10 protein-coding genes and 1 pseudogene are annotated in these 12,528 nt (G+C 71.3%); 7 read left to right on the top strand and 4 right to left on the bottom strand.

All coding sequences use genetic code 11. From position 1 onward, the window contains the following. Positions 1–73 precede the first annotated feature (73 nt). The 3 genes and pseudogenes from OG562_RS29910 to OG562_RS29900 all read left to right on the top strand — a co-directional run. A pseudogene (locus OG562_RS29910) lies at positions 74–403 on the top strand (integrase); the annotation flags it as partial. A gap of 260 nt (positions 404–663) precedes the next feature. Then, positions 664–1,356: a PASTA domain-containing protein gene (locus tag OG562_RS29905; protein ID WP_266403327.1), complete on the top strand. Its 693-nt coding sequence runs from the start codon at positions 664–666 to the stop codon at positions 1,354–1,356. Between the two features lie 160 nt (positions 1,357–1,516). Continuing rightward, positions 1,517–2,104 carry a hypothetical protein gene (locus OG562_RS29900; RefSeq protein WP_266403325.1) on the top strand — a complete coding sequence of 196 codons (588 nt, stop codon included), beginning with the start codon at positions 1,517–1,519 and terminating at the stop codon, positions 2,102–2,104. A gap of 118 nt (positions 2,105–2,222) precedes the next feature. Here the strand turns inward: OG562_RS29900 and OG562_RS29895 are convergent, their stop codons facing one another. Next, positions 2,223–5,078 carry a BTAD domain-containing putative transcriptional regulator gene (locus OG562_RS29895; RefSeq protein WP_266403322.1) on the bottom strand — a complete coding sequence of 952 codons (2,856 nt, stop codon included), beginning with the start codon at positions 5,076–5,078 and terminating at the stop codon, positions 2,223–2,225. A 305-nt stretch (positions 5,079–5,383) separates the two neighbouring features. Between OG562_RS29895 and OG562_RS29890 the strand changes: the two genes are divergently transcribed. After that, positions 5,384–6,073 (top strand): IclR family transcriptional regulator, encoded by a 690-nt coding sequence (locus OG562_RS29890; protein ID WP_266403320.1) that lies wholly within the window; start codon positions 5,384–5,386, stop codon positions 6,071–6,073. A 248-nt stretch (positions 6,074–6,321) separates the two neighbouring features. Here OG562_RS29890 and OG562_RS29885 read toward each other — a convergent pair whose 3' ends face one another. Beyond that, positions 6,322–6,732, bottom strand: coding sequence for a hypothetical protein (locus OG562_RS29885; RefSeq protein ID WP_266403318.1), 411 nt, complete (start codon positions 6,730–6,732; stop codon positions 6,322–6,324). After that, positions 6,725–9,385: a CHAT domain-containing protein gene (locus OG562_RS29880; protein WP_266403316.1), complete on the bottom strand. Its 2,661-nt coding sequence runs from the start codon at positions 9,383–9,385 to the stop codon at positions 6,725–6,727. The genes OG562_RS29885 and OG562_RS29880 overlap by 8 nt, the downstream gene beginning before the upstream one ends. Before the next feature lie 765 nt (positions 9,386–10,150). On the opposite strand from OG562_RS29880, the gene OG562_RS29875 reads away from it, so the two are divergent. From OG562_RS29875 to OG562_RS29865, 3 genes are read left to right on the top strand one after another with little or no spacing between them, the layout of a single operon-like run. Then, positions 10,151–10,588 (top strand): STAS domain-containing protein, encoded by a 438-nt coding sequence (locus tag OG562_RS29875; protein WP_266403314.1) that lies wholly within the window; start codon positions 10,151–10,153, stop codon positions 10,586–10,588. 29 nt (positions 10,589–10,617) lie between these two features. Next, positions 10,618–11,472 carry an ANTAR domain-containing protein gene (locus tag OG562_RS29870; RefSeq protein WP_266409616.1) on the top strand — a complete coding sequence of 285 codons (855 nt, stop codon included), beginning with the start codon at positions 10,618–10,620 and terminating at the stop codon, positions 11,470–11,472. 16 nt (positions 11,473–11,488) lie between these two features. Beyond that, the gene (locus OG562_RS29865) at positions 11,489–12,205 is read left to right on the top strand and encodes a GAF and ANTAR domain-containing protein (RefSeq protein ID WP_266403312.1); all 717 of its coding nucleotides are present in this window, start codon (positions 11,489–11,491) and stop codon (positions 12,203–12,205) included. Between the two features lie 13 nt (positions 12,206–12,218). On the opposite strand, the gene OG562_RS29860 is transcribed toward OG562_RS29865, so the two are convergent. Continuing rightward, a complete protein-coding gene (locus OG562_RS29860) occupies positions 12,219–12,506 on the bottom strand; it encodes a hypothetical protein (RefSeq protein WP_266403309.1) in 288 nt (95 codons plus the stop codon). Positions 12,507–12,528: the final 22 nt, after the last annotated feature.

The following is a 12,528-nucleotide window of genomic DNA, read 5'->3' as shown; positions in this document are numbered from 1 at the left end:
CCCACCGAGCCCACGCACTCGCCGATCGGAGGTACGGCTCGGTGAACTCCCACTCCACATAGACGACCGGAGTCGGCACACTTACGCCAGTGTGCAACTGGAGTCCGGCGAGTCGATCGTGAGCCTGTCGGCTTGGCTCGGCCACTCCTCTCCAAAGATCACCCTCGACCACTAGGCTCACTTCATGCCCGGCGCCGGTCGGCGTGCCCTCGCCGCGATGGACTCATGACTGGAGCAAGATCAACCGCGGATTGTCCCTGAGAAGTCCCTACTGACCGGACGGATCAAGAAACTGATCCCGAATCCGCAGGTCAAGGGGATGATGGCCTCAGGCGTCAGCATGAACGACAAGTACAAGGAGACGGCCCGGGGCGGGCTCGCGGTGAACATCATCGAGTGCTGATGACGTGGGCCCTGCCCAGCACGTTCCTCACTTTCAGCGCGGTCGGGCGCGGTCCGCCTCGACCGTGTGGCCGGTTCTGCGGCGGAGATCTCACCGTGGGCCTGCCGCGAGCGGACCGCGGCGTCGTGGTTTCGCTGAGCGGACCGGCGAGCGACAGGCCGCTCCCCCCATCAGCACACTGTCCACCGGTCGTTGACGGCCCCGTCCGGGGCCTTTCACGACATCCGCCGCCCCAAGGGGCGCAGACGACAGGGGGAACCATGCGACAACCACCGCATCCGGCACGCCGACGGATCCTCGGGAGGACGGCCGCCGGGATCCGGAAGCGGGCGGGCCGGTGGGCACGTTCGCCCAAGGCCGCGGTGCTCGTGGGGGCGGCGCTGCTGGCAACCGCCTTCGCCGTGACACCCGCCTACGCGGACGACCCGGGGCTGAACTGCGCGCTCACCGCGACCGCCTCGATCTCGGTCTCGCCGTCACCGGTGGTGTTCGGGCAGAACGCCCAGGTGCAGTGGAGCGCCGACGGCGTGAACTGCTTCTCCGAGAACGCGCTGCAGATCAGCGGGCCGGGCTTCAACCCGTCGGCGGAGATCTTCCCGGTCGGCGGCGGTTCCCGGTCGGTGTTCATCGGCTTCACCGGCACCGCCGCCTGGGACGTGACCGTGCTCGACCTGTCGTCGGACACCGGGTTCTCCAGGCACCTGGCATCCGTCACAGCCTCGGTCACCGGCGTCACCGTCGTACCGGACCTGGTGGGCGACACCCAGGCACAGGCCCGCCAGGAGCTGTCGAACGCGGGATACGTGCTCGGCGGTGTCGGCAGCGTCGTCGACTGCGACAACGTCAACAGGGTGAGCGGGCAGAACCCTGCTGCGGGCACCCCTCTGGTGCAGGGGTCCTCGGTGTCGGTCACGATCGGGAGGAAGCCCACGCCGCCTCGGCAGTGCCAGTGACGGATCCGCTGCCGTACTCGGTCCGGGGTGTCGACGCGATGTCGACGCGGTGTCGACGCGACGCAAACGGACTGTGGACGGCCTTCGCCAGGCTGGGCGAGATCCAGGCCGATCGGACTTCTCACCGGCGAGATTCCCCTTCTTCTAGGAGTGATCCAGCATGAGAAAGCGCATGATGACCGTCATCGCCGTTGCCGCCCTGACCGCGGGAGCCGCGGCGAGCACGGCTCCCACCGCCTCGGCCACGGCTCAGACCTCGCACCACGGGTCGTCCGTCGATCGCAATGTCAGGCGGGTGCCCGCGGCGCTGTCGGCGGCGGCCGTGAAGTACAGCCCCGGCTGCTCGGGCACGACACTGCCCATCGACTGCACGATCAGCGAGCCGGTCGTGACCCAGCACGAGATGACGTACCCCTTCTCGTTCCTTCCGGGCGACCACGTCACGGTGACCGCGGGAGGCTGTGTGCAGACCGGAGGTCAAGGGCTGACCTGGAAGCGGTACGTCGATCCGGCCTCGGACAGCGACCTCTACCACGGCCTGATCACCGTTCCGGGGGCGACGGGCGAACTGCAACGGCTGGTGAACGTGGTCGGACGGCCGTATGTGGTCGGCGGCCGCGGCGGAAGCCTGAAACTGGGCTACGAGGACGACGGTTACTCCGACAACGGCTACACCGCGCACGACAACGGCACCGGGAACCAGTGCCTGAACTCCGTGAACGCCTGGGTGCGCATCGTCGTCTCCTGATCGACGGCCGATCGGCCGTCGGGGTGCGGGCCGGCTCCCGCGCCCCGACGGCCACCGCGGCCCGCAACCGCCCAGGACGAGCCCGCACCAGTCCCTGCTCCTCGCATCGGCGGCCCGGTCAGGCGCGTTCCGGGAGCACCGTGTCGGCCGGGTCCTTGCCGAGGTGATGCAGGAGCCTGGCGCGCAGCGCCTCGGTGTCGGGGTGGTCAAGCTCCTCGAAGAGCGTCAGGGACCGGGTCCAGGCGTCGCGGGCGGCGTCGGCGTTGCGGGCTGCGTGGTGGGTGTCACCGAGGTGGGCGAGGATGTCCGCCTCGTAGTAACGGTCTCCCAGGTCGCGGAAGAGCGCGGCGGCTTGTCGGTAACAGGCGGCGGCCTCGTCGTACTGGCCGAGATGATGATGGGCGTACCCGAGGGTGTCCCAGGTGTGAGCCTCGCCGGAGGTATGGCCGGTCTGCTCCACCAGGGCGAGCGCCTGCCTGCCGTGGACGATGGCCTTCTGGTAGTGGCCCAGCTTCGCGTGGTCCCAGCCGACGTTGTTGAGGGCCAGGGCCTGCCAGGCGCGGTCGCCCGCGGCATCGAACAGTTCCACCGCCCGCAGTGAGTGGTCCAGCCCCTCGGCGCGACGCCCCTGCCGTATCGAGACCCGCCCGAGTGCGAGACGGGTGTGCGCTTCTCCCCCTGGATCGCCGAGCCCCCGGTACAGCTCCGCCGCGCATTCGAGGTGAGCGCGGGCCTCGTCCTGGCGGCCGAGGGCCGAGGCGGCGTTGCCGAGGTTGCGGCGGGCGCATGCCCGCGCCGCCGGGTCGGCCAGCCGGCGGGCCGCGGCCAGTGCGACCGTATGGGCTGTGGTCCAGTCGGACCACAGCACTCTTCGCTGCTGGTACGTGGTCAGCGCCGCTGCCAACTGCCAGACGTGTGAGTCGAAGCCGACGTCGAAGGCCTGCTGAACGGCGGCGAGCAGAACGGGGTGTTCGGCGGTGAACCAGGCCATGGCGGCTTCGCGGCCGGCCGGTTCCTCGGGGACCACCTGCGGCTGGGCCGGGGAGGGAAGAATCCGGTCGGCCGGGGGCCCGAGGAGGCGTTGGGCCCGCAGAGCGGTGTGCAGGTAGTGGTCGAGCATGCGGTGCGTCGCGTGACGGCGGCCGTCCTCCTCGTCCTGGGACCGGGCCAGTTCCCCCGCGTAGGCCCGGAGCAGATCGTGGAAGGAGTACCGGCCCGGTACGGGTTCAGCGAGCAGATGCGTCCGGGTCAGTTCGACCAGCAGCGCCCGGGCCCGCGCCGACGGCACACCGGAGAGGCTCGCTGCGGCCGGTGCCGAGACATCCGGTCCGGGATGCAGCCCGAGCAGCCGGAAGAGCCCGGCGGCGGCGGGGCTGAGAGCGTCGTAGGACCAGGAGAAGACGGCCCGTACCTGGGTGGCGGGATCACCGCCGTCGAGTGCGTCCAGACGGTCGCCGGTGTCCCTCAGCTCGTCGGCGAGCGTGGCGAGCGGGATGTGCGGCTGGGCGGCGGCGCGGGCGGCCACGACGGCCAGAGCCAGCGGCAGGCCCGCGCACCGCGCCACGATGTCCGCGACGGCGGCGGGCTCGGCGGCCGTGCGGCGGGCGCCGAGCCGGTCGGCCAGCAGGGCACGGGCCTCGTCGGGGGAGAGCACGTCGATGGCGAGCAGGTGGGCGCCTTCGGCCGCGGCCAGACTGGTGAGCCGGTTCCGGCTGGTGACCAGGGCGAGGCAGCCGGGCGCGCCGGGCAGCAGGGGCCGTACCTGTTGGGCGTCCAGGGCGTTGTCCAGGACCACCAGCACGCGCCGGTCGGCCAGCAGGCTCCGGTAGAGGGCGGCCTGTGCCTCCAGGCCTGCGGGGATCCTGGCCGGGGGCACTCCGAAGGCGTCCAGGAATCCGCGCAGTGCCTCCGCCGGGTCCCGTAACGATCCGCTCGGGTCGAAGCCGCGCAGGTTCACATAGAGCTGTCCGTCGGGAAAGTGCTTCCGTACCCGGTGCCCCCAGTGCACGGCCAGCGTGGTCTTGCCGACCCCGGCCGTGCCCGACACGGCCGAGATCACCACGGGGGCCGACAGTCGCGCTGTCTCGAGGAACGTGTCCAGGCGGGACAGTTCCTCCTCCCGGCCGGTGAAACCTCGCACCCCGACGGGCAGTTGCGCGGGGACCACGCCTCGCGGCGGACCGGAGCGAGGCGGCGCCGCGGGACGTGCCGGCGCGGCCGGCTGCGGCGACTGTCCCCGCAGGATGGTCTGGTGGACCTCGCGCAGCGCCGTGCCGGGATCCGTCCCGAGTTCCTCCGCCAGCCGTTGTCGGACGGAGGCGTAGCACTCCAGCGCCTCGGCGCCCCGTCCGGCCGCGTACAGTGCCCGCATCAACGCCTCGGCCAGTGGCTCCACCAGCGGATGTTCACCGAGGAGCGCGGAGAGCGGGCCGATCGCCGCGGCGGGGTCGCCCAGACGCGCCTGGACGCCGGCCCAAGCGACGGTCGCGTCCGTCTGCTCCCGGCGCCAGGCCTCCCGCACCTGCTCCGCCCACGGGCCGTCCAGTCCGCTCAGCGGCTCGCCGCGCCACAGACCGAGGGCCTCGCCCAGCAGGGACGCCCGCGCAGGGTCCGGTAGCCGGGCCGCGCGCGCCTGGTCGACCAGGCGCCGGAAGCGGTGCACGTCGACCTGCTCCCAGCCGGCTTCCAGAACGTATCCGCCGGACCGGCGCGTCAGCCGGAGCCGTTCGCCCGCCGCGTCACCCGTCCGCTCGCAGATCCGACGGATCCGGGCGATGTGCGCATAGACGGAGCGCCGGGCTCCTTGCGGCGGGGTCGTCCCCCAGACCCGCCTGATCACCACGTCGGCTCCCACCGGCCGACCCGCGTCCACGGCCAACGCCGCGAGCACGGCGCGTCGTTGCGGCGGCCCCACCTCGGCCGCCCGCTCCGGCGTGGCCAGTTCGACAGGCCCGAGCAATCGCAGTTGCAGCATGCCGCCCCTCCCCGATCCCCCCGCTTCGCCAGAGTCTGCCCGCGTCCGCACGGCGAGCGACAGCCCCGTCGACGGGGGACGACAACCTATCGACAACATTTTCGCCGAGACCCGGCTCTCACCATGGCGGTGTACGCGGCGGCCGACCACCGAACGCGTCGCTCACACGGGGGGCTTGGGGAACCATGCGAGAGAACGGCAGTTCTGTACGTGTGCGCACCGGCGGCAAGTCGGGTGCGAGCGGGGGCGCAGACGGGCCGGCTCCCACCTCGGCTCGTCCCTCGGCGCATGCCGGGGGACGGAGTGTGCTGGAGGGAGCCTTCGAGTTGCTGGCCGCGGTGGAACGTACCGGGGGTGCGGGGCTGACCCGGCTTTCGTCCGAGAGCGGACTGCCCAAAGCCACGGCGTACCGGCTGCTGGAACAGCTGGCCGGCCTGGGCGCGGTGGAACGGTTCGTGGACGGGTACCGGATCGGCTCGCGGATGTTCCAGCTCGGGAACGGGTGGCAGCCGCATCCGAGGCTGCGTTCCACGGCGGCCGAGCCCGCCCGCCGCCTGGCAGGGGCCACGGGCGCGGCCGTGGGGATCGCGGTGCTGCGTCACGACCGGACGCTCCTGCTCGACTGGACGCCCGGTGAGGCCGTGACGTTCCCGGCTTCGCGGAACCAGTCGGCCTGGCCCTGGTACACCGCCGCCGGCAAAGTGCTCGCCGCAGCGCCGGAGTACCGCTTCCCGCCGAGCGCGATGCCCGCCGCCTGGCCACGGGAGGCACGGGCGATTCGGGAATGCGGTGTCGCGGTCGACCGGGGGATTCTGATGCCCGGGGTGTGCTGTGTGGCCGCCCCGTTGTACTCCGTGAGCAGCGCTCCGGTCGCCGCGCTGTTCGCGGCGACCGGCCCCGCTCACCGGCCGGAGCGGCTCGCCGACGTCGTCCGGCGGACCGGCAGGGCGATCAGTGCGGACCTCGGGGGCGGCGGCCTCCGGCTGAGCATCTGATCCTGGCACGAGGAGGGAACCACCCGGGCGCCGCCGACCGGCATCGTCTGCACGGTCATGTTCTGGCTCTCGTACCAGCGCCCCAGTCCCTCGGCGGCCGCCCCGAGGTCGACGCCCGGTGCGCGAAGTCGCGTGGACCTGACGGATTCCACCGGTGTCGCCGCAGAGGTGGGACTCAGCGCGTCGCGCAGGTTCCGCAGGCGGGAGTCACCCGCTTCGTCGGGATGGGCCACCGTCTCCGCCTCCGCTCAGGACTCGTCTTCGGCAGCGCCGAACTCTTCTTCAGAAGCGGCGAGCTCGTCTTCAGAAGCGGCGAGCTCGTCTTCGAGAGCGTCGAAGGGGAAGTCGTCGAGATGCCGGAACTCGCCGTCGACCTCACGGCTGATCCCCCTCAACCCTCGGAGTTCGGCGGCGAGTTCACGAAGAGAGCCGATCAGGTTCGTGACGCTTTGGGCACCGTCGCCGGCGAGCTGAACGAACTGGATCGCCGCGGTGACGCCGATCAACACCTGTTCGGCGTCGATCAGATAGTCGTCGACCTCGGCTGCGGCCTCGCCCACTCCGGGCACGGTGGCGAGCCGGTCGCGGAGCAGGGCGGCGCCGGCGACGGCGCTCTCCTCGTCGGCGAAATCCAGATGTACGTAGACGACGTCAGACATGCGCAATCCCGGGGCCGAGCGGCCTGGGACGGCCGCGGGAGACGAGGAACAGGGGCGCCCAGACGGCGGCGGGCCGTTGCAGAAGGCCTGCCGTCCGCCGGAACTCGCGAATCGCTGTGCGGAGCGCCTGGTCAGGGGCCTGCCCGTCGATGACCAGCGCCTTGTGGAAGAGTGTGCTGATCTTGACGCACTCCTTGCTCCTGATCGGCCAGAGAGCGCCCAGTACGGCGGAGGCGCCGGCGGCGAAGAGGGCCGCCTGCAGCCCGAACACCTCGTCGCCCGGCAGTGCCTGCTCGTCCGCCATGGTGATCGCCCGCTGGCCGGAGCAGCAGGCGGTGAGCGTCACCAACGCCCCGGCCAGGGGCCACAGGGAGATCTCCAGCCCGTCCAGGGCCGAGTCGTGCAGCCACAGGATCGACTCCATCGGGGTCTCGGCGTCGACGCTGGCGCCGTGCGTCAGAAGGGATACGCACCCGGCGGACCGGAGGGCTCCGCCGACCTCCTTGAGCTCGAGCAGGGATCTCTTGGTGGCCTTCTCGTCGGTGAACTCCTCGACCGGCCGCCCGGCGGCCCGGTGCAGGTCCCCGATCTCACGGGCTGCGTCGGCCAGCCTCTCGCGTGGCGCGAGGCTGGGGTCGGCGAAACGGCCGATGCCGGCGACGACGGTGCCCGGGCCGGGGGCCTGCACCTCGTCCTCCACCAGGCCGGAGAGGTTCGGCAGATAGGTGACGGAGACCGCGTCGAGCAGGATCCCCTCGCCCCAGGGCAGGGCATGGATCGGCAGGCTGTGCAGGATGCCGTGCGGGCTGACGTAGAGCCTGGTGCAGCCCGCCAGCACCTCCTGGTCGGCGGGGAGCAGCCACTGCGCGGACGCGGCCAGGGGGCCGTCGATGTCGACCCTGACGCGTTCGTTCCCCGTCGGCCGGATCAGCCTCACCAGTCTGTCCAGCTCCTCGCGGGACCCCGGTGGCAGGGTGCGCAGCCCGATGACCTTCCGTTCGCGTCGGATGAGGGCGACGATCAGCCGGCTGTCGTCGAGCCAGTAGTGGTAGAGAACGGCTTCGTCCGGGCGCAGGGCCTGCTGGACGGCGCTGAGCGTCGGCACGGGCCTCGTGTCCCCGTGGTCGCCGCCCGCGAGGACGTAGTCCCACAGCAGACGTCGGTGCAGGGTCAGTTCGGCCCGCTCGGTGGAGCCCGGTGCGCTCTCGTGGATCAGTCGGCCCAGCTCGGTGATCTGCCCGATCCGCTCGGGCTCCGGTCGGGTGGCGGCGCTCGCCAGCCGTCGCGCCTTCGAGAGCTCCGCGGCGCGGAAGACGCGTTCGGCGTCCTTGGCGTAGTACGCGGCCTCCACCAGGAGCCGGTACAGATCGATGCGGTCCTTGAGGTAGAAATCCTTCATGTAGGTACCGCTGACGTCGTAGCGGTGAGCCTCCACCAGGGCGATCCCCCGGGACGCCGCCTGCGACACACCGGGCCAGTCGCCGACGGCCGCGTGGCACGCCGCGATCCTGGCCAGGAGTACGGGCTGGAGATCGTGCCGACTCCTGTCGTCCAGCAGACCGAGCGCCTCCCGCAGCACCGCGAGCGCGTCGAGCGGCCGGCCGGTACGCAGCAGCAGGTCGCCCTGTCGCCTGCCCACCGCCGCCTCGAACCTCACCACGCCGAGTTCGCGAGCCCGCGCCCGCAACGCGCCGAGGCGGACGAGGACCGCGTCCGTCGGCAGGGTGTGCAGCTCGCCGTCGATCCGTGCCAGTGAGGCGGCGAACTCGCCGACGGCCGCCGACGAACCGGCGATCTGATCATGATAGGAGGCGAATTCGCCGAGGATGGAGGTGTCGAAACCGCTCACGCTCCACTCGGCGCGGGCCGCTTCCGTATGCCGTCGCGCTTCTCGCGGATCGTCCGCGATCTGGGCGCGGGCGATGTTCAGGGTCTGCCGGAGTGTGCTGATCCGCACAGCCAGCCGCGCGCGGTCAAAAACCCTTTCGAGTCCCTCCGAGGTCGCCGAGCCGTCCCCGGCGGCCGTGCCGACGAACTCCTCGAGGGCCTCTTCCGCGGACGCCTCTCGATCGACGGCTGCGTCCAGCGCCGCTGCGGCGACCTCGAAGATCCGCCGCGCTTCGGCGACGTCGCCTCCGCGTACATAGAGCTGGCCGAGCTGGACGAGCCTGCCGAGGGCGTCCATGTCTCCGGTCCGGGCGGCCTCTTCCGTCCCGGGGGTCAGGCGCCGGATCTCGGCGTCGACGTTGCCGCTGCTGTACAGCCGCGTCCGGGCGGCTGCGTCGCGGCAGCGCTGCACGGCTGTCTCGTCCCCGAGCCGCGCATACAGTTTCTCGGCGAGCTCGTAGCGCCGTACCGCCTCCGTGGGATTCCCCAGGGAGTCGTAGGCACGGGCCACCCATTCGCGGGCGTCGGCACGTCTGCGGGCGCCCGTCGTGCGCGCTGTCGTCCGCAGCCCTGCCGCGGTGCCGGATTCCTCGTCTGCGAGCAACTCCCCCAGGAGTGTTTCGAATTCCCGGGTGGCCGCGTCGATCTCAGCGGCGATCTCCTCCATTCCGGCGACGAAGGCGGCGTCGACCCGGCCGTCGACGCAGAGACCGGCCCGCTTCATCAGTTCCCTGCCGACGGCGTCGACACGGGATTCCGCCCCCATGACGAGTTCCCATGTCGGTTCACAAGATGAGGGTTTTTCGTCCATACGCTCGCGATCCCCCGAAGCTCTCTTCCCTCAGCGAAGTTAGAGCTCCGGCCCGGTGCGCCGCAGGACAGATTGCGGGCAGGCGCGAAAAGCGCGGCCCAGTTCCGCTGTTCACCGTAGCGAGGGCTCCTCCATGTTCCGTGGCGGGGCAGGGCCTTGACTTCAGGGAACGCGCCGTCCGCTGGGGCGCGCCTTGGGGATCCCCGCGGACCGAGGCACCCGGGCGGAACCCAGCCCCGCGTGGGACTCAGGAGGATGCCCGAAGAGGCCCGAAGAGGTCTGAAGAAGCCTGAAGAGGCCTGAAGACGACTCAAGGCGCCCCGAAGTCGGCCGAGAAGCGGCACCTGGCCGTGCACGGGGGAATGGACCGGCTTCCCGCCGTCCACCGGACCCGGTCGAGGACTATGCTGCTGTACGGACGTCCCAGACCCCGGCGGCTCATCATCTCTCGTCGCTCGACTCAGATGACTGGGGGGAGCGGACCTTCCGTCCGCCACCCGACGCATCCCTGGAGGGACCGGGTGGGTCCGATGTCCTGTCGTACAGACTGCCGTGACGGGCTGCCGTAACGGGCTGTCATAACAGGCTGCCGCACCGGCCGTCGCTCCGCCTCCGCCTCCGCCGAACGTACGTCCCACCCGGGAGCACGCCAAGAGGGGCCGGGAACACCGGCGTCACACAGCGCGTCCGCTACCGGATGGTCTTCCGAACCGAGGCAGCATGCCCCTTCCGCAGCTCACCGTCCACCGCCGTCGCCGAAGGAATCGGGAGCTGATCACCCTGGCCGGCGAGATCGACCTGGAAACGGCCCCTCTGGTGCGCACAGCGCTGACGCGGTGTCTCAGCGACGGCGTCCGCACCATCGACGTCGACCTCACCCCTGTCACCTTCTGCGACTGCAGCGGCCTCAACGTCTTCCTCCACGCCGCACAGCAGACCACCGCCGCCGGCGGAACCCTCCGTCTGCACCACCCTCCGTCGACACTGCGCCTGCTCCTGGACGTCACCGGTTCCGGGTTCCTGCTCCTGGGCGTTCCGTTCGATCAGCCGACGCCTCGTCCCGGGGACCTCCCGGACCCGACCGCCCAAGCCCCGCCACCCCACCGGACCACTCCGCTGGCCTCCGTCGTCACGGGTGAGACGCGGTGGCCCGGGTGAGGGCCGACGGCCGGTCGGCGCGGATCCAGATGCTGGTCGCACAACAGGCGGCCCTCCGAGGCAGCCAGGTCGGTGTGGCGGACGTGTGCACCGCGGCCGTGGCCGCGCTCCCGGTCGGCGGGGCCGGGCTGTCGGCGATGTCCAGGACCGCCGCGAGTCATCCCCTGTGCAGCACCGACGACATCAGCGAGCAGCTGGAGGAGCTGCAGCTCACCCTGGGCGAGGGGCCCTGCGTGGACGCCTTCCTGCACGGCTCGGCCGTGCTGACGCCCGATCTGCTGGCCGGTGGACTGCCGGACCGCTGGACCGTGTTCGCGGACGCGGCCCTGAAAGCCGGGGCACGCGCGGTCTTCGCGCTCCCGCTCCAGATGGGGGCGATCAGCCCGGGAGTCCTGGACCTGTACGCCGACGTGCCGACCGTGCTGGACGCCGAGGAACTGGCCGACGCGCTGGCGTTCGCCGATCTCGCGACACTGCTCCTGCTCGATGCGAGGATCGACGAGACGGGCACGTCGGACGGCGGACCGTCGCCTGACCGCGGACCCTCGCCGGACCGCGGACCCTCGCCGGACCGCGGACCGTCGCCCGACGGCGGACTGTCGCCGGACCGCGGACCGTCGCCCGACGGCGGACCGTCGCCTGACCGCGGACCCTCGCCGGACCGCGGCTTCGAGATCCTGAGCGGATACCGGGCGGAGATCGACCAGGCCACCGGCATCCTCACCGCCCAGCTCGGCGTCGGCATCGACGAGGCCTTCGTCCGGCTGCGCGCCCACGCCTTCGTGCGGGGACGTCGGCTCGCCGACGTGGCCGCCGACGTGGTGGCCCACCGGCTGCGCTTCTCCCCGCACGGGGAACCCACACAGACCGACGAGGAAACCTGAATCGAGGATGTGCCCGATGAATCAGCAGCTTCTGGCCAAGACGTTCGTCGAGCTGGCGGACAACCTGGTCGCCGACTTCGACCTGATCGATTTCCTGCGCCTGCTCACCGACCGCTGCGTCGGCATGCTCGGCGCGAGCGCCGCCGGGGTGCTCCTCGCCGACCGCGACGGCGAGCTGCGCGTGATGGCCGCCTCCGACGAACAGGCACGTCTGCTGGAGCTCTTCCAGCTCCAGAACGACGAGGGCCCCTGCCTGGAGTGCTACCGCTCCGGCGCACCCGTGATCGTCCCCGACCTGACCCGGGAGGTCGACCGCTGGCCGCGCTTCGTCACGGCGGCCCACCGCGGCGGCTTCGGGGCGGTCCAGGCGCTGCCCATGCGCCTGCGGGACGAGGTGGTCGGCGCGCTGAACCTCTTCCACGCCGCCCCCGGCCCCTTCGACCCCGTGGGCACGCTCATCGCCCAGGCCCTGGCCGACGTAGCCACCATCAGCCTCCTGCAGCAACGCTCCACCCAACGCAGCACCGTCCTCAACGAACAGCTGCAGAACGCGCTGAACAGCCGGGTGCTGATCGAACAGGCCAAGGGCAAACTCGCCGAGCGCCGGGGCGTCGACATGGAACAGGCGTTCACCGCCCTGCGCGGCTACGCCCGCGCCCACAACCGGCGGCTGTCCGACGTGGCCCGCGCCTTCATCGACGACTCCGACCCTCTCCCCGGACTGCTCGCCTGACGCCGGGAGCGGGCTAGGTCCGGCTGACCCGGCCGGCCACCGCGTGACCGATGAACAGGTAGACGACAGCGGGCAGTCCGTAGGTGACCACGGTGCGCCAGTTGTCGGAGTGGATGGTGAACAGGTCGTGCGACCAGCCCGAGAGCCAGTACGCCGAGTCGTGGACCCAGTCGACCGCGCTGTTGGCGGTGTTGGCGTCCAACAGGTAGAACACGATCCACAGGATCAGGATCAGTGCCGCGATATCCGCGATGATGGAGATGACGGTCCCCACGGGGCTTCCGCCGTAACGTCTGGACATGTTCAACGACTCGCCCGCATTG

Origin of the sequence: Streptomyces sp. NBC_01275 (assembly GCF_026340655.1) — a bacterium.
Classification (GTDB): domain Bacteria; phylum Actinomycetota; class Actinomycetes; order Streptomycetales; family Streptomycetaceae; genus Streptomyces.
Note: the sequence above shows the minus strand (reverse complement) of the source record. Positions and strands in the feature narration are given on the sequence as shown.

Coding starts and splice junctions, on each gene's coding strand:
- OG562_RS29905 (WP_266403327.1), top strand. CDS start 664: ATGCGACAACCACCGCATCCGGCACGCCGACGGATCCTCGGGAGGACG.
- OG562_RS29900 (WP_266403325.1), top strand. CDS start 1,517: ATGAGAAAGCGCATGATGACCGTCATCGCCGTTGCCGCCCTGACCGCG.
- OG562_RS29895 (WP_266403322.1), bottom strand. CDS start 5,078: ATGCTGCAACTGCGATTGCTCGGGCCTGTCGAACTGGCCACGCCGGAG.
- OG562_RS29885 (WP_266403318.1), bottom strand. CDS start 6,732: ATGTCTGACGTCGTCTACGTACATCTGGATTTCGCCGACGAGGAGAGC.
- OG562_RS29880 (WP_266403316.1), bottom strand. CDS start 9,385: ATGGGGGCGGAATCCCGTGTCGACGCCGTCGGCAGGGAACTGATGAAG.
- OG562_RS29875 (WP_266403314.1), top strand. CDS start 10,151: ATGCCCCTTCCGCAGCTCACCGTCCACCGCCGTCGCCGAAGGAATCGG.
- OG562_RS29870 (WP_266409616.1), top strand. CDS start 10,618: ATGCTGGTCGCACAACAGGCGGCCCTCCGAGGCAGCCAGGTCGGTGTG.
- OG562_RS29865 (WP_266403312.1), top strand. CDS start 11,489: ATGAATCAGCAGCTTCTGGCCAAGACGTTCGTCGAGCTGGCGGACAAC.
- OG562_RS29860 (WP_266403309.1), bottom strand. CDS start 12,506: ATGTCCAGACGTTACGGCGGAAGCCCCGTGGGGACCGTCATCTCCATC.